Raw genomic sequence first — 21,678 nt, 5'->3', positions numbered from 1 at the left:
TCAGTGCCGCCGAGATCGGATGATCCGCGCCGGGACGCCACGGGCTCCCGGCGCGGTCCGGTTCGTGGCGCCGGGCGGAGCGCCGAACCTCGTACCGGTGAGCCGGGAGTCGGGGGCATCTCCGACGCGCGGGCGTACACCCCCCGGGGCCGGACCATCCGGGAGAGCAGCGAGGAACGGGCCGCCGCGCGACGTAACCCGCGGGAGAACCGCTCCGGGGACCCGTTCCGCCCCGCGTTGCAGGTGCTCGACGGCGGTCGCGCCGGCACCGGCCGCAGCGGCCGGCGGGAGGCTGCGGCGGCCGGCCGCGCCGGCGTCATCCGTACCGTCGCGCCCCGGCCGCCCCGGCCGACCCGGGCGCTCCCCGACGACCACGACGACCTTCCGGCGCCGCGCCGCCGTCCCGGCGGGCGCGCGCCGCGCCGCCCGGACCGCCCGGCGGGCCGCCGGCCCTCGCGCAAGCCGCGTCGGCCGCCGAAGCTGGCCGAGCCGCGCCGCCGGCTGCGGCTGGGCACCCTGCTGGCCCTGGCGCTCTTCGCCACCATCGGCATCCGGCTGGTCTTCCTCCAGGCCGTGGACACCCCGGCGTACGCGGGCGGCGGCGTCAGGGACCGGACCACCCGGGTCGACCTGCCCGCCCCGCGGGGCGCGATCGTGGACCGCACCGGCGCCCCGCTGGCGCACAGCGTCGAGGCGCGGTACGTCTTCGCCGACCCCACCCTGATCACCGACGCCCAGCGGCCGGAGGTGGCCCGGCAGCTCTCCCCGCTGCTCGGCCTGCCGGCGTCGAAGCTGGTCGAGCGGATGGTGCCGCGCAAGCTGGAGAACGGAACCGCCTCCACCTTCGAGTACCTGGCCCGGGGCGTGGAGATCGCCAGGGCCAAGCAGATCGTCGCGCTGGACCTGCCCGGCATCGGCGTGCACCGCGACGAGCAGCGCGAGGTGCCCGGCGGCGACCTCGCCGCCAACCTGGTCGGCTTCGTCAGCCAGGACATGGACGGCCTGGAGGGCCTGGAGGCGCGCTACGACAAACTGCTCCAGGGGCAGGACGGCAAGCGGGTCTACGAGGCCGGCCTGGGTGACCTGGACGCGCCCATCCCGGGCGGCTACAGCCAGACCACCCCGGCGAAGCCGGGCAGCTCGCTGGTGCTCACCATCGACCGGGACCTGCAATACCAGGTGCAGCAGGTGCTCAGCCGGCAGATGGCGCAGACCCGGGGCGCCGTCGGCGCCGCGGTGGTGCTGGATGTGAAGACCGGCGAGGTGCTGGCCCAGGCCAGCAACCCCACCTACAACGCGGCCACCCCTGGGGAGAGCAGACCGACCGACCGGGAGGACGCGGCCACCAGCTTCGTGGTCGACCCGGGCTCGGTGCACAAGGCGATCACCTTCGGCGCGGCGCTGCAGGAGGGGGTGATCACGCCGGACACCACCATGCCGATCGCGAACACCGTCACCAAGGGCGACGTCACCTTCAGCGACACCCACCCGGCGGACGGCCGGCGGATGAGCCTGCCCGGGATGCTGGCGTACTCGTCGAACGTGGGCACCATCCAGATCGCCGACCGGCTGGGCCGGGACCGGCTGATCGACTACCAGAAGCGGTTCGGGCTGGGCCAGGCCACCGGCGAGGGCATGCCGGGGGAGGCGTCGGGCCGGCTGCTGCCGGCCGACCAGTGGAGCGGGTCGTCGGAGGGGTCGGTGCCGATCGGGCACAGCGTGGACGCCACCCCGCTGCAGATGGCCGCCGCGTACGCCACCATCGCCAACAACGGCACCTACGTCCAGCCGCACCTGATCAAGGAGGTGATCAGCGGGGCGGACGGCAAGCGGACGCCGGCCACGCCCCCGGTCACCCGGTCGGTGCTCAGCCCGCAGAACGCCGCGTCGCTGCGCACCATGCTGGAGGCGGTCACCACGGTCAACGGTGCCGAGGGGGCGGCCACCGGCCTGGCCGCCGCCGTCCCCGACTACCGGGTGGCCGGCAAGACCGGCACCGGCCTGCGCTACCAGGATGGCAGGCAGCAGCCCGGCGAGGTCGGCTCGTTCATCGGGATGGCCCCGGCGGAGAACCCGCGGTACGTGGTGGCGGTCTTCGTGTGGAACCCCGACGGCGGGGGCGGCGCGGTCGTCGCGCCGGCGTTCCGCGAGATGATGGGCTTCACGCTGCGTCACTACCGGGTGCCCCCGTCGACCGGGAAGTCCCCCAAGTTCGAGGTCTTTCCGCGCTGAGCGGGACGGGCGGGACATCATCGGTGAGTGGCGACGAACCACCGGGGCGGCTGTGCGGTCGGAACCCGGACGACCGGGTAGGGTCTGACGCCGTGCCCGGCATTCCACGTCCCCGTACCGTGCCCGGAGTCCGGCTCGGCGACCTCGCCGCCCGACTCGCCGTGTCCCCGCCGGAGGGTGCCGCCGGGGTGGCGGTGACCGGGGTGACCCACGCCAGCCAGGAGGTCCGCCCCGGCGACCTGTACGCCGCGCTGCCCGGGGCCCGCCGGCACGGTGCGGAGTTCGCCGCCGGCGCGGCGGCCGCCGGCGCGGTGGCCGCGCTGACCGACCCGGCCGGCGCCGCGGCGGTGGCCGAGGCCGGGCTGCCCGCCCTGGTGGTGGCCGACCCCCGCGCGGTCCTCGGCGACCTCGCCTCCGCCGTCTACGGCGACCCGACCGAGGGGCTGACCGTGATCGGGGTGACCGGCACCGCCGGCAAGACCTCGACCGCCTACCTGGTCGAGTCCGGCCTGCGCGCCGCCGGTCACACCACCGGCCTGATCGGCACCGTGGAGACCCGGTTGGGCGACCTGGTGATCGACAGCGTGCGGACCACCCCGGAGGCGACCGACCTGCACGCCATGCTCGCCGCCGCGCGCGAGCGCGGGGTGACCGCGGTGGTCATGGAGGTCTCCAGCCACGCCCTGGCGATGGGGCGGGTCGGCGGGGTCCGGTTCACCGTCGGCGGCTACACCAACTTCGGCTCCGACCACCTCGACTTCCACGCCGACTCGGCGGACTACTTCGCGGCGAAGGCGAAGCTCTTCGACGGGCGCTGCGCGGTCGAGGTGCTCAACCACGACGACCCGGCGCTGCGGCCGCTGTTCAAGCCCGCCACGGTCAGCTACTCGGCGGCCGGTGACCGGGCCGCCACCTGGTGGGCCGACGAGGTCGGCGGCGAGGGGTACGCCCAGCGCTTCACCGCTCACGGGCCGGACGGCCTCGTCCTGCCCGCCGGGGTGGCGCTGCCCGGCCGGCACAACGTGGCCAACGCGCTGCTGGCCATCGCCGCCCTGGTGGCCGCCGGTGTGGACCCGGCGACCGCCGCCGAGGGGGTGGCCGCCTGCGGCGGCGTCCCGGGGCGGCTGGAGCTGGTCAGCGCGCCCGGTCCGGTGCGCGGCGTGGTCGACTACGCGCACAAGGCGGACGCGATCGTGGCCGCCCTGGCCGCGCTGCGCGAGCTGAGCGCCGGGCGGCTGATCTGCGTGATCGGCGCCGGTGGCGACCGGGACCGGGGCAAGCGGCCGGTGATGGGCGCCGCCGCCGCGGAGGGAGCCGACGTGGTGCTGGTGACCGACGACAACCCGCGCACCGAGGACCCGGCCGCGATCCGGGCCGAGGTGCTCGCCGGGGCGTACGCGGCCGGCACGGCCGCCCGGATCATCGAGGTGCCCGGCCGGCGGGCCGCCATCGGCGAGGCGGTCCGGCTCGCCGAGCCGGGCGACGTGGTGGCCGTGCTGGGCAAGGGGCACGAGCGCGGCCAGGAGGTCGCCGGCGAGGTGCACCCGTTCGACGACCGGACCGAGCTGGCGGGGGCGCTGGGGGCGCGCTTCGGGGACCTGGCGGGCCGACGGTGATCCCGCTGAGCCTGGCCGAGGTCGCCTCGGCCGTCGACGGCCGGCTGGTCGGCGCCGACCCGGACGCCCGGGTCACCGGTCCGGTCGAGTTCGACTCGCGCAAGGTCACCGCCGGGGCGCTCTTCGTCGCGTTCCCCGGGGAGAGGGTGGACGGGCACGACTACGCGGCAGCCGCGGTGGAGTCCGGCGCGGTCGCCGTGCTGGGCACCCGGGAGGTGCCCGGGGTGCCGATGGTCCTGGTCGACGGCGCGCTGGCCGCGATGGGGCGGCTGGCCCGCGCGGTGGTGGACCGGCTGCCCCAACTCACCGTGATCGGCCTGACCGGCTCTTCCGGGAAGACCACCACCAAGGACCTGATCGCCCAGCTGACCGTCCGGCTCGGCCCGACCGTGGCGCCGCCCGGGTCGTTCAACAACGAGCTGGGGCACCCGTACACCGCGCTGCAGGCCACGCCGGAGACCCGCTACCTGGTGATGGAGAAGGGCGCCCGCGGGGTGGGGCACGTGCGCTACCTCTGCGACGTGGTGCCGCCGCGGATCTCCGTGGTGCTCAACGTCGGGGTGGCGCACATCGGCGAGTTCGGCTCGGTGCAGACCATCGCCGTGGCCAAGGGGGAGCTGGTCGAGGCGCTGCCGGCCGACGGGCTGGCCGTGCTCAACGCCGACGACCCGCTGGTGGACGCGATGGCGTCGCGCACCGCGGCCCGGGTGGTCCGGTACGGCGAGGCGGCGCACGCCGACGTCCGGGCGGCCGAGGTGACCCTGGACGACCGGGGCCGGGCGTCGTATACCCTGGTCACCCCGGAGGGGAGCGCGGCGGTGCGGCTCGGCCTGACCGGCCGGCACCAGGTCTCCAACTCGCTGGCCGCGGCGGCGGTGGCCCGCGAGCTCGGCATGCCGCTGGCCGAGGTGGCCGCGGCCCTGGGCGAGCTGGGGCTGGTCTCCACCCGTCGGATGGACGTCTTCGAACGGCCCGACGGGGTGACGGTGATCGACGACTCGTACAACGCCAACCCGGCGTCGATGGCGGTGGCGCTGCACGCGCTGGCCGGCATGCGCCGGGGCGGGCGGACCTTCGCCGCGCTGGGCTACATGGCCGAGCTGGGCGAGTTCGAGGGCGACGGGCACCGGGAGGTCGGCCGGCTCGTGGCCGACCTGGGTGTCGACCGGCTGCTCGTGGTGGGTGAGCCGGCCGCGCCGATCCATGAGGGCGCGACAGCGGTAAGTGACTGGGGAGGAGAGTCGGTGCTGCTCACCGATCAGGCGGCGGCCGTCGAGGTGCTGCGCAGCGAGCTACGACCGGGCGACGTGGTCCTGGTGAAGGGCTCCCGGTACCGCACCTGGGAGGTGGCCGACGCGTTGCGCGCCGACGCCGCCAACGGTGCCGCCGCCGGGACCGAGGGTGGCGCCGCATGAGGGCGGTCATCGTCGCCGTCGGCGTGGCATTCCTGATCTCGCTGCTCTGCACGCCCATCGCGATCAAGGTGTTCACCCGGCTCAAGGCGGGCCAGCCGATCCGGGCCGAGGGCCCGGCGCACCAGGGCAAGAAGGGCACGCCGACGATGGGCGGCGTGGTCTTCATCCTGGCCACGGTGATCGCGTACGTCGCCGGCCACCTGGCCCTGACCACCCTGCCGGACGCGCAGATCGCCCAGGTCGAGCCGACCATCACCGCCCTGGTGCTGCTGGGGCTGATGGTCTTCTCCGGCGCGGTCGGCTTCATCGACGACTTCCTCAAGGTCCGCAAGCGGCACAGCGGCGGGCTGAACAAGCGCGGCAAGCTCTTCGGCCAGATCCTGGTCGGCGCGATCTTCGGCGTGATCGCGCTCTGGTTCCCGAGCAGCATGACCGACGCCAGCGGCGCGGCGACCAACACCGAGACCGTCGGCAGCACCATGCTGAGCTTCATCCGGGACATCCCGGCGCTGGAGATCGGCAAGATCGCCTCGGTGATCGTCATCATCCTGGTGGTGATGGGCGCGACGAACGGGGTCAACCTCACCGACGGCCTGGACGGCCTGGCCACCGGCGCCTCGGTGATGGTGCTCGCCGCGTACGCGCTGATCGCGTTCTGGCAGTACCGGCACTGGTGCGCCGACCCGACCTACACCGCCGACCCGGACAACTACTGCTACGCGGTCCGGGACCCGCTGGAGATCGCGCTGATCGCCGGGGCGGCCGCCGGCGCCTGCGTGGGCTTCCTCTGGTGGAACACCTCGCCGGCCCGGATCTTCATGGGCGACACCGGCGCGCTCGGCCTGGGCGGCCTGATCGCCGGCATGGCGATGTCCACCCGGACCATCCTGCTGCTGCCGATCATCGGCGGGCTCTTCGTGATCATCACGATGTCCGTGGTGATCCAGATCATCTCGTTCCGGACCACCGGCAAGCGGGTGTTCCGGATGTCGCCGCTGCAGCACCACTTCGAGCTGGCCGGCTGGAGCGAGGTCAACATCGTGGTCCGGTTCTGGATCATCGCCGGGATCGGCGTGGCCATCGCGCTCGGCCTGTTCTACAGCGACTTCCTGGCCAGCATGGGCTGACCGGGTCGACCCGGCGGGGGCTCCTCCTAGCGGAGGGGCCCCCGTTTCGCATTCCGACACGCCGACCGGGCGGAACGACCGGAACAGGCCGGTCCCAACCGCGATGATGGGCGGGTGGGGGAGGACCGAGGCACGACCGGCACGACGACGACGGAGACCCCGCCGCGGCGGGGCGCGGGCGCGGGGCGTACGACCGATCCACCGGCGGCGTTGCCCGGCCTGGACGCGGCCGGCGGCCTGGCGGCGCTGCGCGGCCTGCTGGCCCGCCCGCTGGCCTCCTACTACCTGCTGCTGTCCAGCGCCGGCCTGCTGCTGCTGATCGGCCTGACCATGGTCTTCTCGGCGACCAGCGTGAAGGACTACGCCGAGGGCGGCGACGCCTCGGCGTCGGTGACCAAGCAGGCGGTCTTCGCGGTGATCGGCATCGTGGCGTTCTGGGCCTGCCAGCGGCTGCCCGCCAGGACCTACCGGGCGCTCGGCCGGCCGGTGCTGGCCGTCGCGATCGGCCTGCTGCTGGTGCTCAACCTGCTGCTCGCCTACGCCCGGCTGACCGGCCAGGAGTCCGCCCGGATCGGGCCGATCGAGGCCAAGCTGCTCTGGCTCTTCGTCGGCGGCGTCCAGGTGCAGCCCTCCGAGCTGGCCAAGCTGGCGCTGGTGCTCTGGGGCGCGCACGTGATCGCCCGCAAGGGCGTGGCGCTGGGCTGGTGGAAGGAACTGGCCACCCCGCTCTTCCCGGTGGTCGGACTGCTCTTCGTGCTCGTCGGCTACAACGACCTGGGCACCATGCTCTGCCTGCTGGCCATCGTGGTCGGGTTGCTCTGGGCGGCCGGGGTCCGGATGCGGGTCTTCGCCGCCCTCTCCGCGGTGGGCGCCGTCGGGATCGGCCTGCTCATCGCGGTCGCCTCGCTCGGCGCCGGCTCCGGTGAGCGGGGCCAGCAGAACTACCGGTTCGCCCGGCTGATGTCGTTCGTCGACCCGCCGTCGCCCGAGCAGTGCAAGCTCGACGGCTGCCTGCAGATCTACCAGGGCCGGCTGGCCATCGAGCACGGCGGCTGGTTCGGCGTCGGGCTGGGCAAGAGCAGCCTCAAGTGGGACTGGCTGCCCGAGGCGCACAACGACTTCATCTTCGCCATCATCGCCGAGGAACTGGGCGTGGTGGGCTGCGCCGTGGTGCTCACCCTCTTCGCCGTGCTGGCCTACACCGGGCTGCGGATCGCCCGCCGGGTCGAGGACCCGTTCCGCCGGCTCGCCGCCGCCGCGGTGACCACCTGGCTGGTCAGCCAGGCCGTGATCAACATCGGCGGGGTGGTCGGCCTGCTGCCGATCACCGGCCTGCCGCTGCCGTTCATCTCCGACGGCGGAAGCGCCCTGGTGGTGACCCTGGCCGCGGTCGGCATGCTGGCCTCGTTCGCCCGCGCCGAACCCGACGCGGCCAGAGCCCTGCATGCCCGTCCGCCGGCCCGGTGGGTCCGACTAGTCTGGGCCCCGTTGCCGCCGCTTCCCGGCCGGCGTCGCCGCCCAGCGCCGCCACCGGCTGCCCGAGGGTCCGTACCCCGGTCGCGAGCGCGGCGGGAGGATGAGCAGGCCGCACCGCGCGGCGTCCGGCAGGGCCGGAGCCGCGGCGGTACGGCGGACGAGAGGAGACGCTGATGGGTCCGCTGCGTTCGGTGGTGCTCTGCGGAGGGGGCACGGGTGGCCACATCTACCCGTTGCTCGCTTTTGCCGACTGCCTGCGCCGACACGACCCGGGCGTCCGGATCACCTGCCTGGGCACGCCCAAGGGCCTGGAGAACGAGCTGATCCCGCCGGCCGGTTACGACCTGCGGCAGATCCCGGCCTACCAGCTGCCCCGTTCGGTCAACATGAGCCTGGTCCGCACCCCGGACCGGATGTGGAAGGCGGCCCGCGCCGCAGGCAAGGTGATCGACGAGGTCCAGGCCGACCTGGTCGTCGGCTTCGGCGGGTACGTCTCCGTCCCCGGCTACCTGGCCGCCTGGCGGCGCGAGATGCCGATCGTCATCCACGAGGTGAACGTGCCCCCGGGCGTGGCCAACCGGCTCGGCATGAAGTTCACCAAGAACATCGCGGTCGGCTTCCCGCACCAGCCGGCCCAGGCCGAGGCGCTGCGCGACGCCCGGGTGGTCGGCGTGCCGCTGCGCCGCGGCATCGCCGGCCTGGACCGGGCCGCCATGCGCGACGCCGCCCGGGCCCACTTCGGACTCCGCCCCGACCTGCCGGTGCTCTTCGTCGCCGGTGGCTCGCAGGGCGCCCGCTCGATCAACCTGGCGGTCTCCGGCGCGGCCAAGGAACTGGCCCGCAACGGGGTGCAGGTGCTGCACGTGATGGGCGCCCGCAACGAGCCGGTGCCGGTCCCCACCGACCTTCCGGTGCCGTATGTGGCCCTGCCGTACCTGTCCGAGATGGAGCTGGGCTACGCCGCCGCCGACCTGATGCTCGGCCGGGGCGGGGCGATGACCTGCGCCGAGGTGGCCGCGATCGGGCTGCCCACCATCTACGTCCCCTACCCGCACAGCAACCAGGAGCAGAAGCGCAACGCGCTGCCCGTGGTCGAGGCCGGTGGCGGGCTGCTCGTCGACGACGCCGAGCTGACCCCGGACTGGCTGGAGCGGACGGTCATCCCGCTGATCCGGGACCCGCACCGGCTCGCCGCGATGGGCAACGCCGCCGCCGCGTACGGCCGGCGGGACGGTGACGTCGCCCTGCTGAACTTCGTCTACGAGGCGGTGGCCCGCTGATGCGGACCGCCGCGACGGGAAGGTACTCGGAATGAACACCGCGCAGTTCACCCCGGCCGGCACGCTCACCGCGGAGGACCTGGGCCGGATCCACCTGATCGGTGTGGGTGGGGTCGGCATGAGCGGCCTGGCCCGGCTCTTCCTCACCCGCGGCCTGCCGGTCTCCGGCAGCGAGCTGCGCGAGTGGCCGTCGCTGGCCGGGCTGCGCGCGCTCGGCGGGACGATCCACATGAGCCACGAGGTGTCGAACCTCGACGGCGTGGACACCGTGGTCTACTCCTCGGCCATCCCGCAGGACCACCTGGAGATGGTCGAGGCCCGCCGGCGCGGCCTGCGGGTGCTGCACCGCTCCGAGGCCCTCGCCGCGGCGATGACCGGCCGCCGGACGCTGGCGGTCGCCGGCACCCACGGCAAGACCACCACCACCTCGATGGTCACCATGGTGCTCCAGCAGGCCGGCGTCGACCCGTCCTTCGTCATCGGCGGGGAGATCTCCGAGGTCGGCTCCGGCGCCCATCACGGCACCGGCGAGTACTTCGTGGTCGAGGCGGACGAGAGCGACCGCTCGTTCCTGATCTACCGCCCGTACGTCTCGATCATCACCAACGTCGAGGCGGACCACCTCAACACCTACGGCGACCTGGCGAACCTGGAGGCGACCTTCGCCGAGTTCGCCCGGCTCACCGACCCGGACGGGTTCATCATCACCTGCGCCGACGACCCGGGCGGCCGGCGGCTGGCCGAGACGCTGCGCGCCGAGGGGCGCCGGGTGTACACCTACGGCGAGTCGGCCGACGCCGACCTGCGGATGAGCGAGATGGTCTCGTCCGCGCAGGGGGTGCGCTACCTCGCCGAGATCGACGGCCGGTCGCTGGGCGAGATCCGGCTGCCGGTGCCGGGGCGGCACATGGGGCTCAACAGCGCCTCGGCGGTGCTCGCCGCGTACCTGCTCGGGCTGCCGGTGGAGGCGGGGGAGGCGGCGCTGGCCGCGTTCCCCGGCGTACGCCGCCGCTTCGAGCGCAAGGGCGTCGCGGACGGCGTGCTGGTCTACGACGAGTACGCGTACCACCCGACCTCGATGACGCTCGCGTTGCGGACGCTGCGCGAGGTGGCCGGGGACGGCCGGCTGATCGTGGTCTTCCAGCCATACCGGCTCTACCGCACCCGGGACCTGCAGGCGGAGATCGCCGACGCGCTCGGGATCGCCGACGAGCTGGTGCTGCTGGAGGTCTTCGGCCCGGGTGAGCTGCGCCAGCCGGGGGAGGGCTCGGCCGCGCTGGTCGAGGCGGTGTCGCTGCCGGCCGGGCAGAAGATCTTTGTCGACTCCTGGGACGACGCGCCGGTGGAGGTGGCCCGCCGGGTCCGCCCCGGCGACGTGGTGGTGACCATGGGCGCGCCGCCGATCTCGCTGATGGGCGACCAGCTGCTCGACGCCCTGGCGGCCCGGACCGGGGGTGCCGCCGCCGGTACGACGGGCCTCGGCGCGGCCGTCGACCCGGACGGCGCGGCCTCGACCGCCGGATGAGCCCGGGCCCGGCGCGGGGCCGGACCACCGGATCGGACGGCGGCGGCCCCCGGCGCGGCCCGGTCCGGCGCTGGCAGCTGGTCCGGGCCGGCAGCGACGCGGTGCCGGCGTCGACCCGGCGGTTCATGGCCCGCGCCCGGCAGCGGCGGATGCGGGCGGCCCTGCCCTGGGCGGTGGCCGCCGGGGTGCTCGCCCTGGCCGGGCTGGTGGCCTGGACGCTGCTCGGCACCGGCCTGTTCGGCGTCCGGGAGGTGCGGGTGGTCGGGTCGGACCTGGTCACCGCGGTCGAGGTGCGGGACGCGGCGGCGGTGCCGGACGGCGTCCCGCTGGCCCGGGTCGACCTGCCCGCGACGGCCCGCCGGATCGGCGAGCTGGCCCCGGTGGAGCGGGCCTCGGTGTCCCGGGACTGGCCGGGCACGCTGGTCGTCACGGTGGTCGAGCGCACCGGGGTGGCCGCGGTGCCCCGCGACGGGCAGTTCGAGGTGATCGACCGGGGTGGGGTGGTGTTCCGGACGGTGCCGCGCGCCCCGGACGGGCTGCCGGTGGTCCGGGTGGCCACCCCGGGCCCGGACGACCCGGAAACCCGGGCCGCGTTGCAGGTGCTGACGGCGCTCACCCCGCAGCTGCGCGCGGAACTCACCGAGCTCACCGTCGAGGGGCTGGCCCGGATCAGCCTGACCCTGCGCGGCGACCGGACGGTGGTCTGGGGCGACGCCACCCGGGGTACGGACAAGGCCCGGGTGGCCACCGCGCTGCTGGGTCGCGAGGCCGACACGATCGACGTGAGCGCGCCGGACGTGGTGACCTTCAAGTGATCCGACGGGATGTGAGTCGGCCCGCTCCGGGCGGCGACACGCCGGGCAGGTCCTTGGCTCATCGCGCGGCGGCGCTTACGTTGCCCCGAAGAGGATCAGTGGTTGACATAACTGTAAGCCTCTAGTAGAGGGTGAGGGTTCAACCCTGATCCTCGCTGGTGACAGCTGTCGTCGACCGCTGGTCTGGCCACGCCGTACCGGGTCGGCCGATGCCAATCTCGAAGGAAAGGACCGGAGATGACACCTCCGCACAACTACCTGGCGGTCATCAAGGTCGTCGGCATCGGCGGTGGCGGCGTCAACGCCGTCAACCGGATGATCGAGGTTGGACTCAAGGGCGTCGAGTTCATCGCGATCAACACCGACGCGCAGGCGCTGCTGATGAGCGACGCCGACGTCAAGCTCGACGTCGGCCGGGAGCTGACCCGGGGTCTCGGCGCGGGCGCCAACCCGGACGTCGGCAAGAACGCCGCCGAGGACCACCGCGACGAGATCGAGGAGGTGCTCAAGGGCGCCGACATGGTCTTCGTGACCTGCGGCGAGGGCGGCGGCACCGGCACCGGCGGCGCGCCCGTGGTGGCCAACATCTCCCGCAAGCTCGGCGCGCTGACCATCGGCGTGGTGACCCGGCCGTTCTCCTTCGAGGGCAAGCGCCGCCAGGTGCAGGCCGAGTCCGGCATAGACGAGCTGCGCAACCAGTGCGACACGCTGATCGTCATTCCCAACGACCGGCTGCTGGCGCTCGGCGACCGCAACATCTCCATGATGGACGCCTTCCGGACCGCCGACCAGGTGCTCCTCTCCGGTGTCCAGGGCATCACCGACCTGATCACCACCCCGGGTCTGATCAACCTGGACTTCGCCGACGTCAAGAGCGTGATGAGCGGCGCCGGCAGCGCGCTGATGGGTATCGGCAGCGCTCGCGGCGAGAACCGCGCGGTCGAGGCGGCCGAGGCGGCCATCTCCAGCCCGCTGCTGGAGCAGAGCATGGACGGCGCCCGCGGCGTGCTGCTCTCCATCGCCGGCGGGTCCGACCTGGGCCTGTTCGAGATCAACGACGCCGCGCAGCTGGTCACCGACGCGGCCCACCCGGAGGCCAACATCATCTTCGGCGCGGTGATCGACGACGCGCTCGGCGACGAGGTCCGGGTCACCGTGATCGCGGCCGGCTTCGACGGGGGCACGCCGTCGTACAAGGCGGCCGAGGCGCCGCGCAAGACCAACCAGAACCAGCCGACGCCGCAGACCCCGCCGGTCAGCCCGCCGGCGACGATGCCGGCCCCGCAGCAGTCGCCGCGCCGGGTGCTCTTCGACGACGTCGACGTGCCCGACTTCCTCAAGAACGGTTCCTGAGCTCCGCCGATGACCGGACAACCCGCCACGGTACGGCCCGACCGGCGTGCCGAACTCGCCGCCGGGCTGGCCCAGGTCCGCGCCCGGATCGCCGACGCCTGCGCCGCCGCCGGCCGGGACCGCGTCGAGGTCACCATGATCGCGGTGACCAAGACGTACCCGGCCGGCGACGTGGTGGCGCTGGCCGGGCTCGGGGTCACCGACGTGGGGGAGAACCGCGACCAGGAGGCCGCGCCGAAGGCGGCCGAGGTGACCGCCGCCGGGGTGACCGCCCGCTGGCACTTCATCGGCCAGCTGCAGCGCAACAAGGCCCGGTCGGTGGTCCGCTACGCCGACGTCGTGCACTCGGTGGACAGCGTCCGGCTGGCCCGGGCGCTGGACGCCGCGGCGGCCGGCCGGGACCGGCCGCTGGACGCCCTGGTGCAGGTCAGCATCGACGGCGACCCGGCACGCGGCGGGGCGCTGCCGGACTCCGCCGACCCGGACCGCGGCCTGGGTCCGGTGGCCGAGGCGCTGGCCGGGGCCGGCGCCGTCCGGCTGGGCGGGCTGATGGCGGTGGCGCCGCTGGGCTGGGAGCCGGAGCGGGCGTTCGCCCGGCTGGCCGAGGTGGCGCGCGGGTTCCGTGAATGGCATCCGGAGGCCATCGCGCTCTCCGCCGGAATGAGTGGGGACCTGGAACAGGCGATAGCGTACGGCGCGACACATGTCCGTGTCGGCAGCGCGTTGCTCGGAATGCGTCCCACGCTGCGGTAGCCTGACCGCGGAAGAAGCAAATTACATCTGTGTTGTTTGAGGGAACGGCATCCCGTTGTCGGGGGCCATGGCGGGCGGCCGCGAATCGCCCGTCAGGGGATTGCCGCTCCGCTCCGGTGGGCATGGGTTGCCGATCGTGATCAAGCGACACGGCACGGGGGTGCGTGCCGCACGGCGGACGGAAGGGCGCGGGATGGGTGCACTGCGCAAGGCGGGGGTCTGGCTCGGTCTGGTCGAGGAGGACGACGAGCGGGGCTACGACGAGGGTGGCTACGACAAGCCCGGCTACGACAAGCCCGGCTACCGTGACTCGCGGTACCGGTCGAGCCGGTACGCCGAGGAGTTCGCCGACGACGAGGAGGACGACTCCGAGGAGCCGCGGGCGCCGCGACCGCGCCTGGGCGACCGGGGCCGGCTGACCGAGCGGAGCGCGAGCCGGGCGGTGGACACCGAGCGGGCCGACGACGAGCGTCTGGAGCGGTCCGAGCGGTCCAGCGTCCGATCGATCACCCGGTCCGGCGCGGGCGAGACCTCGGGTGCCCTCACCTACCACACCCGGGACAACCTCGCCCTGGCCCCGCAGGTCCAGGCGCGCGAGCGCGCGGTGATGGCCGAGGAGGAGCAGCGTTACCAGATCACCACGCTGCACCCCACCACCTACCGCGAGGCCCGCACCATCGGCGAGCACTTCCGCGACGGCGTCCCGGTGATCATCAACCTCACCGAAATGGACGAGGCCGACGCCCGCCGGCTGGTGGACTTCGCCGCCGGACTGGCGTTCGGGCTGCGCGGTACGATCGAGCGCGTGACCAACCGGGTGTTCCTGCTCTCACCGGCCAACGTCCAGGTCACCGCGGAGGACAAGGCCAAGATCGCTGAGGGCGGCTTTTTCAGCCTGAGCTAGTCCGCCCTGACCGAGGGACGTCGCCTGCCGTGTTGTCGATCGTGCTGCAAGTGCTGTACCTGATCTTGTATATCTTCCTTATCGTGCTGTTGGCCCGATTCGTCCTCAGCGCCGTCCTCCAGTACGGTCGCCGGTGGCAACCGGGGCGGGGAGCGTCGGCGGGACTGGAATCGGTGTGGAGCGTCACTGATCCGCCTCTCAAGGCGTTGAGGCGTGTGATCCCTCCACTGCGAATTGGTACCGTGAGCATCGACCTGGCCTCCCTTGTGCTCCTGGTTATCCTGTTCGTGCTGATGGAGTTCGTGTTGAAGCGGTTGATCATTGGATGAATATTCGGTGGCCCAACCCGCTACGCGGCCGCAACTGACCCGAGGAGTTTCGATGCCGCTGACCCCGGCCGACGTCCATAACGTCGCCTTCAAAAAGCCGCCGATCGGCAAGCGGGGGTATGACGAGGAGGAGGTCGACGCCTTCCTGGACGAGGTCGAGCGTGAGCTTGCCCGTCTGATCGAGGAGAACAACGAGCTGCGCGCCCAGGTGGAGCGTGGCGGCCGTGGTGGCGCGCCCGCCGGTCCCGGTGGCGACGCCCGTCTCGCGGCGGAGCTCAACGACGTCAAGGCCCAGCTCGACCGGGTGCAGCGCGACAAGGCCGCGGCCGAGCAGGCCGCCCGCGCCATGCAGGCGGAGCTCGAGCAGGTCCGCGCCGGCGGTGGCCCGGCCAGCACCGGTGACGGCGAGCAGCAGGCCCTGCGGGTCCTGATGATGGCCCAGCGCACCGCCGACGACCACGTCTCCGACGCCCGTCGCGAGGCCGACCAGCTGCTCTCCGAGGCCCGTTCCAAGGCCGAGGAGGTCACCCGCGAGGCCCGCGCCAAGGCCGACGCCCTGGAGCGCGACGCCCGCCAGCGGCACCAGGAGGCCATGGGCGGCCTGGACGCCAAGCGCACCGCGCTGCAGAAGCACATCGAGGAGCTCAAGCAGTTCGAGCGGGAGTACCGCACCCGGCTCAAGGCGTACCTCGAGAGCCAGCTGCGCGACCTCGACGGTCGCGGCCAGGGCCTGGAGGCCGAGATGACCCGTTCCGAGGGCGGTCGTTCCGCCGCCGGCGGCAACGGTCTGGCCGCCGCGGGCCTCGCCGGCTCGTACGGTGGCGGTCGCTCCGGCGCTCTCGAAACCGGTCGCTGATCGACGGTCGACGACCGTCCCCCGACGGTCGTCGACCGCCCCACACCGACACGACGCGGCGGGGGTGAGCCGTGCTAGTCGCAAGCCTGCTGCTCATCCTCGTCGCGGTCGTACTGCTGGTGGTCGGTCTCGCCGACGGCTCCAGCGCATTGTTGATCAGTTCCATCGCGGCCAGCCTGCTGGCCGCCGTCGCGTTGGTGACCGGCGCCCGCCAGGCGGCCGCCACCCGGGCGACGACGGCCGGAGCCGGGCCGCGTGACCGGGGACCACGGTCCCCCCGGACGGCCGCTCCGCACGCCCCCGGCGGCGCGGAGCCGGAGATCCCCGTCCAGCACGTTCCCACGACGTTCGGCACCGGCGGCGACGGGTGGCGGCAACCGCCCGAGTCGCCGGTGACCGGGGACGTCGTGGGCGTCAGCGACCCCGCCGACGGCGTCGGCCGGTGGCAGACCCAGGCCGAGCCGGTGCGGGAGACCCGCCCCGAGCCGGCGTGGGAGCCCCGGGCCGAGACCCCGTGGGAGCCCGACGCCGAGCCGCCGTGGGAGACCACGGACCCGAGCCCGACCACCGGCGCCGGCTGGTCCGACGAACCGGCGGCCCAGCAGGTGCCGCCCGCCGACGCCGCGCGGGTCGCCCGGCTCGACGCCGAGGTCCGGGTGGTCGACGGCCACCGCCGCTACCACCTGCCCTCCTGCGCCCACCTGGTCGGGCGCGACCACGAGCCGTTGCCGGTCTCCGAGGCGGTCTCGCTCGGCTTCACCCCGTGCGCCCGCTGCGCGCCGGACACCACCCTGCTCGCCGACGGCTTTCCCGGCTGAGGCGCCGGCCATGTCCACCGACGAGGCCCTCACCGTCGCCGTACGGGTCAAGCCCGGGGCGTCCCGGGCCCGGGTCGGCGGCCGGTTCGACGGCCCGCACGGTCCCGCCCTGGTGATCGCGGTGAACGCCCCGGCGGTCGATGGCCGGGCCACCGAGGCGGCCCGCCGGGCGCTGGCCGGGGCGCTGGGCGTCCGCCCGGCGGCGGTGTCGTTGCGCACCGGCGCGGCGAGCCGGGACAAGCTCTTCCTGGTCGAGCGCCCCACGCCCGAACTGGCCGACGCGCTCCGCCGGCTGCGCGACGGCTCGGCCGGGTGACGACGCCCCGGGTCGGGCGACCGTGACGCCCGGGCTGGACCTCGCGCTGCTGCTCGGCGCCGCCGTCCTGCTGGTGGCGGTCGGCGCGGTCCGCTTCTCCACCCGCCTCGGCGTGCCGAGCCTCCTGGTCTACCTGGCGCTCGGGGTGGCCATCGGCGAGGCCGGCCTCGGCATCCGCTTCGACGACGCCGAGCTGACCCGGGTGCTCGGCTTCTGCGCGCTGATCGTGATCATCGCGGAGGGCGGCCTCACCGCCCGGTGGAGCACGCTGCGCCCGGTGCTCGGCCTGGCCGCCGCGCTCTCCACGATCGGCGTGCTGGTCAGCATCCTCGTCGTCGGCCTGATCGGGCACCTGGTGCTCGGGCTGGACTGGCGGCTGGCGCTGCTCTACGGCGCGGTGCTCTCGTCCACCGACGCCGCGGCGGTCTTCGCCACCCTGCGCCGGCTGCGGCTGCCGCCCCGGCTGGTGGCCACCCTGGAGGCCGAGTCCGGCATGAACGACGCCCCCGTGGTGATCGTGGTGGTGCTGCTCTCCCGGGAGACCGCCGCCGGTCACCCGTGGTGGTACGAGGTGCTGCTGGTCGGCTACGAGCTGGGGGCGGGCGCGGCGGTCGGCCTCGCCGTGGGGATCGCCGGGCGGTTCGCGCTGCGCCGGGCGGCCCTGCCCTCGTCGGGCCTCTACCCGATCGCGGCGGTCGGCTTCACGGTGCTCGCGTACGCCGCCGGCGCGGTGCTGCACGCCTCCGGCTTCCTCGCCGTCTACGTCGCCGGGGTGCTGCTCGGCAACGCCCGGTTGCCGCACCGGCAGGCCATCCTCGGGTTCGCCGACGGGCTGGCCTGGCTGGCCCAGATCGGGCTGTTCGTGCTGCTCGGGCTCCTGGCCACGCCGAGCCGGCTGGACGCGGCCGTGCTGCCGGCGGTGGTCACCGGGCTGGCGCTGCTGCTGGCCGCCCGGCCGCTGTCGGTGGCGATCGCCGCGCTGCCGTTCCGGGTGCCGCTGCGGGACCAGGCGTTCCTGTCCTGGGCGGGGCTGCGCGGGGCGGTGCCGATCGTGCTCGCCACCATCCCGCTCTCCGAGCGGGTGCCGGGGGCGGACCGGCTCTTCGACGCGGTCTTCGTCCTCGTGGTGATCTTCACCCTGCTGCAGGCCGGCACCCTCGCGCCGGCGGCCCGCCGGCTGGGGGTGACCGCACCGGCCGAGGCGGCGGAGATCCGGGTGGATTCCGCGCCGCTGGAGCGGATGCGGGCGGACCTGCTCCAGCTGGAGGTGCCGGCGGGCTCCCGGTTGGCCGGGGTGCACGTCGACGAGCTGCGGCTGCCGGTGGGGGCCTCGGTGACCCTGGTGCTGCGCGACGGGGCGGGCTTCGTGCCCGGCCCGGACACCCGGCTCAAGGCCGGCGACAGCCTGCTGATCGTGGCGACCGCCGGGGTGCGGGACGAGGCCGAGCGGCGGCTCCGCGCGGTCAGTCGGCGGGGTCGTCTGGCCAGGTGGTTTGGCGAGTACGGCGAGGATCGGGACGGCTGATCTGCTAGCGTTCCTTTTGCCCTGTTCAGGGCTTACTCGGGGCTGAATAGCGGTACGTCGGTGCGGCACGTTGTCGGACGCCTGTACGTTCCGTATTCTTGCCAACCTCCGGAGTGCGCGGCTCTCGACGCCGTGCGCCCGTTTGCGTACATGGGGGACGCCAGGCGGGCGACCCCTGTCCGGTTACCGCCGATCGCCGCGTCACCCGCGGCCGAGGGAGCTGACGATGGCGAAGCCAGCCGACACCAGGACCGCCGGCCGTAAGCCGGTGGCGAAGGCCACCCGCAGCGCGGCGGAGACCGAGAAGATCCGGGCGGCCCTGGCGGCCCGCCGGGACGAGCTGCGCGCCGAGTACGATCAGACGCTGAGCGAGATTACCGAGCTGCAGCGCGACCGGCTGACCGACTCGGCCGGGGACGACCAGGCCGACACCGGCACCAAGACGTTCGAGCGCGAGCAGGAGATCTCCCTCGCCAACAGCATCCGGGAACGGATCACGCAGGTCGAGCGGGCACTGGAACGGCTCGACGAGGGTGGCTACGGATGGTGTGAGCGGTGCGGGAACCCGATCCCGGTGGAGCGGCTCGCCGCCTTCCCGTCGGCGACCCTCTGCGTGACCTGCAAGCAGCTGGAGGAGCGGCGCTGACGCCGGCTCCCCGGTGACCGCACGAGACGGTGAGCCCTCGCCGTCGAAGAAGTCGATGGGGAGTCGATGACCACAGCACCGACCGCCGGATCCGGCACCGCTGAGCCGGGCGGCGGTACGCCCCGCCCCCGCCCCCGGGCGCTGGTGGTCCTCCTCGGCATTGCCCTGACCGCTCTGCTGGCCGACCTGCTCACCAAGCACCTGGCGCTGCTCTTCCTCGACGACCGCGGGCCGGTCCGCCTGCTCGGCGGCGCCGTCTACCTCACGCTGACCCGCAACAGCGGGGCGGCGTGGAGCATCGGCTCCGGCCACACCTGGGTCTTCCCGCTGATCACCATCGGTGTGGTCGGCTGGATCGTCTGGATGGCGCTGCGCCTGCGCTCGTTGCCGTGGGCGGTCTCGCTGGGCCTGGTGCTGGGCGGGGCGCTCGGCAACCTCGTCGACCGGATCTTCCGCGCGCCCGGGCACTTCGTCGGGCACGTGGTGGACATGGTCAGCCTCTTCGACCCGTACGGCCAGGTCTGGCCGGTGTTCAACCTGGCCGACAGCTGCCTGGTCTCCGGCGTTCTGCTGGCCGTGCTGCTGGAGCTGACCGGCCGGCAGCGCGACGGCCGGCGCGCCGGCGCCGGGGACGGCGACTCCCCGGCCGACCCGGCTCCGGCCGATGCCGAGTCGCGGGAGCGGGCGTGACCTCGGCCTTCGCCGCAGGCGGCGACCACCGTTCCCTCCCCGTCCCGGACGGTCTCGACGGCATGCGGCTGGACCAGGCCGTCTCCCGGCTCTTCGGGCTCTCCCGCACCGCCGCCGCGGCGCTGGTCGACGCCGGCGACGCCCTGGTCGACGGCGCCGTACGGGCCAACTCGCACAAGGTCAAGGCCGGCTCCTGGCTGGAGGTGACGCTGCCCGCCCCGGCCGCCCCGCCGACCGTGGTGCCGCAGGCGGTGCCGGGCCTGACCGTGGTCTACGCCGACGACGACATCGTGGTGGTGGACAAGCCGGTCGGCGTGGCCGCCCACCCCAGCCCCGGCTGGACCGGGCCGACCGTGATCGGCGCGCTGGCCGCGATCGGGCACCGCATCTCCACCAGCGGCGCCGCCGAGCGGCAGGGCGTGGTGCACCGGCTCGACGTCGGCACCACCGGGGTCATGGTGGTGGCCAAGAGCGAGCAGGCGTACACCGCGCTCAAGCGGGCGTTCAAGTACCGCGAGGTGGAGAAGCGCTACCACGCCGTGGTCCAGGGCCACCCGGACCCGCTGCGCGGCACCATCGACGCCCCGATCGACCGGCACCCGCACCACGACTACCGCTGGGCGGTGGTCTCCGGCGGCAAGCCGAGCATCACCCACTACGACACCCTCGAAGCGTTCCCGGCGGCGAGCCTGCTCGACGTCCGGCTGGAGACCGGCCGGACGCACCAGATCCGGGTGCACTTCTCGACGCTGCGCCACCCGTGCGTGGGCGACGTCACCTACGGCGCCGACCCGACGCTGTCGGCCCGGCTCGGGCTGAGCCGGCAGTGGCTGCACGCCCACTCGCTGAGCTTCCTGCACCCGCGCACCGGCGACGAGGTGACCTTCGTCAGCGAGTACCCCGACGACTTGGCGCACGCGCTGTCCGTGCTGCGCGACTGACGTCACCCGATCCGATCCGAGGGGGCCCGCGCCGGTGAGCGCTGCCGATCCACCGCCGGCGGCCGACCAGCGGCCGTCGCCCGCCGGCCGGCCCGACCGCGCCGGTCGGGCCCGGTGGCTGACCTCGGCCGCGCTCTTCTCGGTGGGCGCGGTGCTGCTCACCGCCGGCTGGACGGACCGGCACGACGAGCCGGTGGGCGACCGCACGGTGGGCGAGGTGGCCCGGGTCGGGGTGGCGACCGGCGACCCGATCCCCGGTTACCTGCGGGCCGCCGCGGCGGACCTCGCCGCGCTGCCCCTGACCGGGTCGCCGTCCGGGACGTACGCGCTGGTCTCGTTCGACGCCTACCTGCGGCCCGGCGGGCTGCCGGCGGTGCTCGCCGGCGTGCCGGTCGCCGAGGTGGTCGCCCGGGTGCCGCTGCCTGAGCGGCAGACCGAGGTCGTCCACCTGGCGGCGCAGCGGCTGCCGCAGGATGTGGTCGCCGGGATGACCGGGGTGGCCGACCGCAAGGACCGCGAGGCCGCCGACCAGCGGACTCGGGCGGCCGGGTCCGCCGACGCCGAACTGCGCCGGACGTACGAGACCGGGGCGCGGGTCGCGGCGCGGGAGGCGGCCGCGTACCGGAGCGGGTGCGGCTGCGTCTACGCCGCGGTGGTCCGGGGCGGGCCGGACGCGCTGCGCGACCTTGCCGCCCGGCCGGGGGTCCGGGCGGTGGACCCGGCGCCGGAGGTGACCCGGTTGGAACGGACGGTGTTCACGCCGCCGCTGCCCGACCAGCGGGACGTGGTGCGGCCACCGGCGGACACCGGTCCCGGGCCGGCGCCGGCGGGTCCCGGGGTGGGCGATTCGTCGGAAGCGGCACCGGGCGTGATCGGTTCCTCACCGGCCGGTGCGGTCGCGGGTCCGGGGCCGGGACCGCCGACCACGGCCCCTACCTCCCCGGACGCCGGTGGCGGCGGGTCGACGGGGTCGTCGCGGTGAGTATGGCCACCGGGGGATGTGCGCAGACCGGTGTGGTCCGCATAGGGTTTCGTTCGTAGCCTGTCAGGCGGAGATCGAT

General features: G+C 74.2%; 20 protein-coding genes. All 20 read left to right on the top strand.

Annotation, left to right across the window (positions count from 1 at the left end):
• The first annotated feature begins 3 nt into the window (after positions 1 to 3).
• The 20 genes from ACLQ2U_RS06050 to ACLQ2U_RS05955 all read left to right on the top strand — a co-directional run bounded on the left by ACLQ2U_RS06050 (position 4) and on the right by ACLQ2U_RS05955 (position 21,599).
• Positions 4 to 2,232 (top strand): peptidoglycan D,D-transpeptidase FtsI family protein, encoded by a 2,229-nt coding sequence (locus ACLQ2U_RS06050; protein ID WP_425749531.1) that lies wholly within the window; start codon positions 4 to 6, stop codon positions 2,230 to 2,232.
• Between the two features lie 119 nt (positions 2,233 to 2,351).
• Entirely contained in the window at positions 2,352 to 3,848 is a 1,497-nt protein-coding gene (locus ACLQ2U_RS06045) for a UDP-N-acetylmuramoyl-L-alanyl-D-glutamate--2,6-diaminopimelate ligase (RefSeq protein ID WP_425749740.1), read from the top strand.
• Entirely contained in the window at positions 3,845 to 5,263 is a 1,419-nt protein-coding gene (locus tag ACLQ2U_RS06040; RefSeq protein WP_425749530.1) for a UDP-N-acetylmuramoyl-tripeptide--D-alanyl-D-alanine ligase, read from the top strand. The genes ACLQ2U_RS06045 and ACLQ2U_RS06040 overlap by 4 nt, the downstream gene beginning before the upstream one ends.
• Positions 5,260 to 6,390 carry a phospho-N-acetylmuramoyl-pentapeptide-transferase gene (gene mraY / locus ACLQ2U_RS06035; protein WP_425749529.1) on the top strand — a complete coding sequence of 377 codons (1,131 nt, stop codon included), beginning with the start codon at positions 5,260 to 5,262 and terminating at the stop codon, positions 6,388 to 6,390. Before ACLQ2U_RS06040 ends, mraY begins: the two co-directional genes overlap by 4 nt.
• A gap of 237 nt (positions 6,391 to 6,627) precedes the next feature.
• Entirely contained in the window at positions 6,628 to 8,040 is a 1,413-nt protein-coding gene (locus ACLQ2U_RS06030) for an FtsW/RodA/SpoVE family cell cycle protein (protein ID WP_425749739.1), read from the top strand.
• On the top strand, positions 8,040 to 9,146 hold the full coding sequence (murG, locus tag ACLQ2U_RS06025) for an undecaprenyldiphospho-muramoylpentapeptide beta-N-acetylglucosaminyltransferase (protein ID WP_425749528.1): 1,107 nt from the start codon (positions 8,040 to 8,042) through the stop codon (positions 9,144 to 9,146). The genes ACLQ2U_RS06030 and murG overlap by 1 nt, the downstream gene beginning before the upstream one ends.
• Positions 9,147 to 9,177: 31 nt before the next feature.
• Positions 9,178 to 10,671, top strand: a complete 1,494-nt coding sequence (murC, locus tag ACLQ2U_RS06020; RefSeq protein WP_425749527.1) for a UDP-N-acetylmuramate--L-alanine ligase — start codon at positions 9,178 to 9,180, stop codon at positions 10,669 to 10,671.
• Positions 10,668 to 11,486 (top strand): cell division protein FtsQ/DivIB, encoded by an 819-nt coding sequence (locus ACLQ2U_RS06015; protein WP_425749526.1) that lies wholly within the window; start codon positions 10,668 to 10,670, stop codon positions 11,484 to 11,486. Before murC ends, ACLQ2U_RS06015 begins: the two co-directional genes overlap by 4 nt.
• 237 nt (positions 11,487 to 11,723) lie before the next feature.
• Positions 11,724 to 12,839, top strand: a complete 1,116-nt coding sequence (gene ftsZ / locus ACLQ2U_RS06010) for a cell division protein FtsZ (protein ID WP_425749525.1) — start codon at positions 11,724 to 11,726, stop codon at positions 12,837 to 12,839.
• Positions 12,840 to 12,848: 9 nt separating this feature from the next.
• Positions 12,849 to 13,592: a YggS family pyridoxal phosphate-dependent enzyme gene (locus ACLQ2U_RS06005; protein WP_425749524.1), complete on the top strand. Its 744-nt coding sequence runs from the start codon at positions 12,849 to 12,851 to the stop codon at positions 13,590 to 13,592.
• 193 nt (positions 13,593 to 13,785) lie between these two features.
• Positions 13,786 to 14,496, top strand: coding sequence for a cell division protein SepF (locus ACLQ2U_RS06000; RefSeq protein WP_425749523.1), 711 nt, complete (start codon positions 13,786 to 13,788; stop codon positions 14,494 to 14,496).
• A 29-nt stretch (positions 14,497 to 14,525) separates the two neighbouring features.
• Positions 14,526 to 14,825 (top strand): YggT family protein, encoded by a 300-nt coding sequence (locus ACLQ2U_RS05995; protein ID WP_088975238.1) that lies wholly within the window; start codon positions 14,526 to 14,528, stop codon positions 14,823 to 14,825.
• 52 nt (positions 14,826 to 14,877) lie between these two features.
• Positions 14,878 to 15,681 carry a DivIVA domain-containing protein gene (locus ACLQ2U_RS05990; protein WP_425749522.1) on the top strand — a complete coding sequence of 268 codons (804 nt, stop codon included), beginning with the start codon at positions 14,878 to 14,880 and terminating at the stop codon, positions 15,679 to 15,681.
• Between the two features lie 71 nt (positions 15,682 to 15,752).
• Positions 15,753 to 16,499, top strand: coding sequence for a hypothetical protein (locus tag ACLQ2U_RS05985; RefSeq protein WP_425749521.1), 747 nt, complete (start codon positions 15,753 to 15,755; stop codon positions 16,497 to 16,499).
• 10 nt (positions 16,500 to 16,509) lie between these two features.
• On the top strand, positions 16,510 to 16,815 hold the full coding sequence (locus ACLQ2U_RS05980; RefSeq protein ID WP_425749520.1) for a DUF167 domain-containing protein: 306 nt from the start codon (positions 16,510 to 16,512) through the stop codon (positions 16,813 to 16,815).
• A 22-nt stretch (positions 16,816 to 16,837) separates the two neighbouring features.
• Positions 16,838 to 18,340, top strand: a complete 1,503-nt coding sequence (locus tag ACLQ2U_RS05975; protein ID WP_425749519.1) for a potassium/proton antiporter — start codon at positions 16,838 to 16,840, stop codon at positions 18,338 to 18,340.
• Between the two features lie 226 nt (positions 18,341 to 18,566).
• Positions 18,567 to 18,986 carry a TraR/DksA family transcriptional regulator gene (locus tag ACLQ2U_RS05970; protein WP_334486313.1) on the top strand — a complete coding sequence of 140 codons (420 nt, stop codon included), beginning with the start codon at positions 18,567 to 18,569 and terminating at the stop codon, positions 18,984 to 18,986.
• A gap of 66 nt (positions 18,987 to 19,052) precedes the next feature.
• The gene (lspA, locus tag ACLQ2U_RS05965) at positions 19,053 to 19,676 is read left to right on the top strand and encodes a signal peptidase II (protein WP_425749518.1); all 624 of its coding nucleotides are present in this window, start codon (positions 19,053 to 19,055) and stop codon (positions 19,674 to 19,676) included.
• Positions 19,673 to 20,617: an RluA family pseudouridine synthase gene (locus ACLQ2U_RS05960; protein WP_425749517.1), complete on the top strand. Its 945-nt coding sequence runs from the start codon at positions 19,673 to 19,675 to the stop codon at positions 20,615 to 20,617. Before lspA ends, ACLQ2U_RS05960 begins: the two co-directional genes overlap by 4 nt.
• Positions 20,618 to 20,651: 34 nt before the next feature.
• On the top strand, positions 20,652 to 21,599 hold the full coding sequence (locus tag ACLQ2U_RS05955) for a hypothetical protein (protein WP_425749516.1): 948 nt from the start codon (positions 20,652 to 20,654) through the stop codon (positions 21,597 to 21,599).
• Positions 21,600 to 21,678 lie beyond the last annotated feature (79 nt).

The sequence above is a fragment of the Micromonospora sp. DT47 genome, assembly GCF_049844475.1.
GTDB lineage: Bacteria > Actinomycetota > Actinomycetes > Mycobacteriales > Micromonosporaceae > Micromonospora.
Note: the sequence above shows the minus strand (reverse complement) of the source record. Positions and strands in the feature narration are given on the sequence as shown.

What these genes read in the sequence shown, in the direction of transcription:
- mraY (WP_425749529.1), top strand. Translation starts at nt 5,260, where the DNA reads ATGAGGGCGGTCATCGTCGCCGTCGGCGTGGCATTCCTGATCTCGCTG.
- murG (WP_425749528.1), top strand. Translation starts at nt 8,040, where the DNA reads ATGGGTCCGCTGCGTTCGGTGGTGCTCTGCGGAGGGGGCACGGGTGGC.
- murC (WP_425749527.1), top strand. Translation starts at nt 9,178, where the DNA reads ATGAACACCGCGCAGTTCACCCCGGCCGGCACGCTCACCGCGGAGGAC.
- ACLQ2U_RS06015 (WP_425749526.1), top strand. Translation starts at nt 10,668, where the DNA reads ATGAGCCCGGGCCCGGCGCGGGGCCGGACCACCGGATCGGACGGCGGC.
- ftsZ (WP_425749525.1), top strand. Translation starts at nt 11,724, where the DNA reads ATGACACCTCCGCACAACTACCTGGCGGTCATCAAGGTCGTCGGCATC.
- ACLQ2U_RS06005 (WP_425749524.1), top strand. Translation starts at nt 12,849, where the DNA reads ATGACCGGACAACCCGCCACGGTACGGCCCGACCGGCGTGCCGAACTC.
- ACLQ2U_RS06000 (WP_425749523.1), top strand. Translation starts at nt 13,786, where the DNA reads ATGGGTGCACTGCGCAAGGCGGGGGTCTGGCTCGGTCTGGTCGAGGAG.
- ACLQ2U_RS05990 (WP_425749522.1), top strand. Translation starts at nt 14,878, where the DNA reads ATGCCGCTGACCCCGGCCGACGTCCATAACGTCGCCTTCAAAAAGCCG.
- ACLQ2U_RS05980 (WP_425749520.1), top strand. Translation starts at nt 16,510, where the DNA reads ATGTCCACCGACGAGGCCCTCACCGTCGCCGTACGGGTCAAGCCCGGG.
- ACLQ2U_RS05970 (WP_334486313.1), top strand. Translation starts at nt 18,567, where the DNA reads ATGGCGAAGCCAGCCGACACCAGGACCGCCGGCCGTAAGCCGGTGGCG.
- lspA (WP_425749518.1), top strand. Translation starts at nt 19,053, where the DNA reads ATGACCACAGCACCGACCGCCGGATCCGGCACCGCTGAGCCGGGCGGC.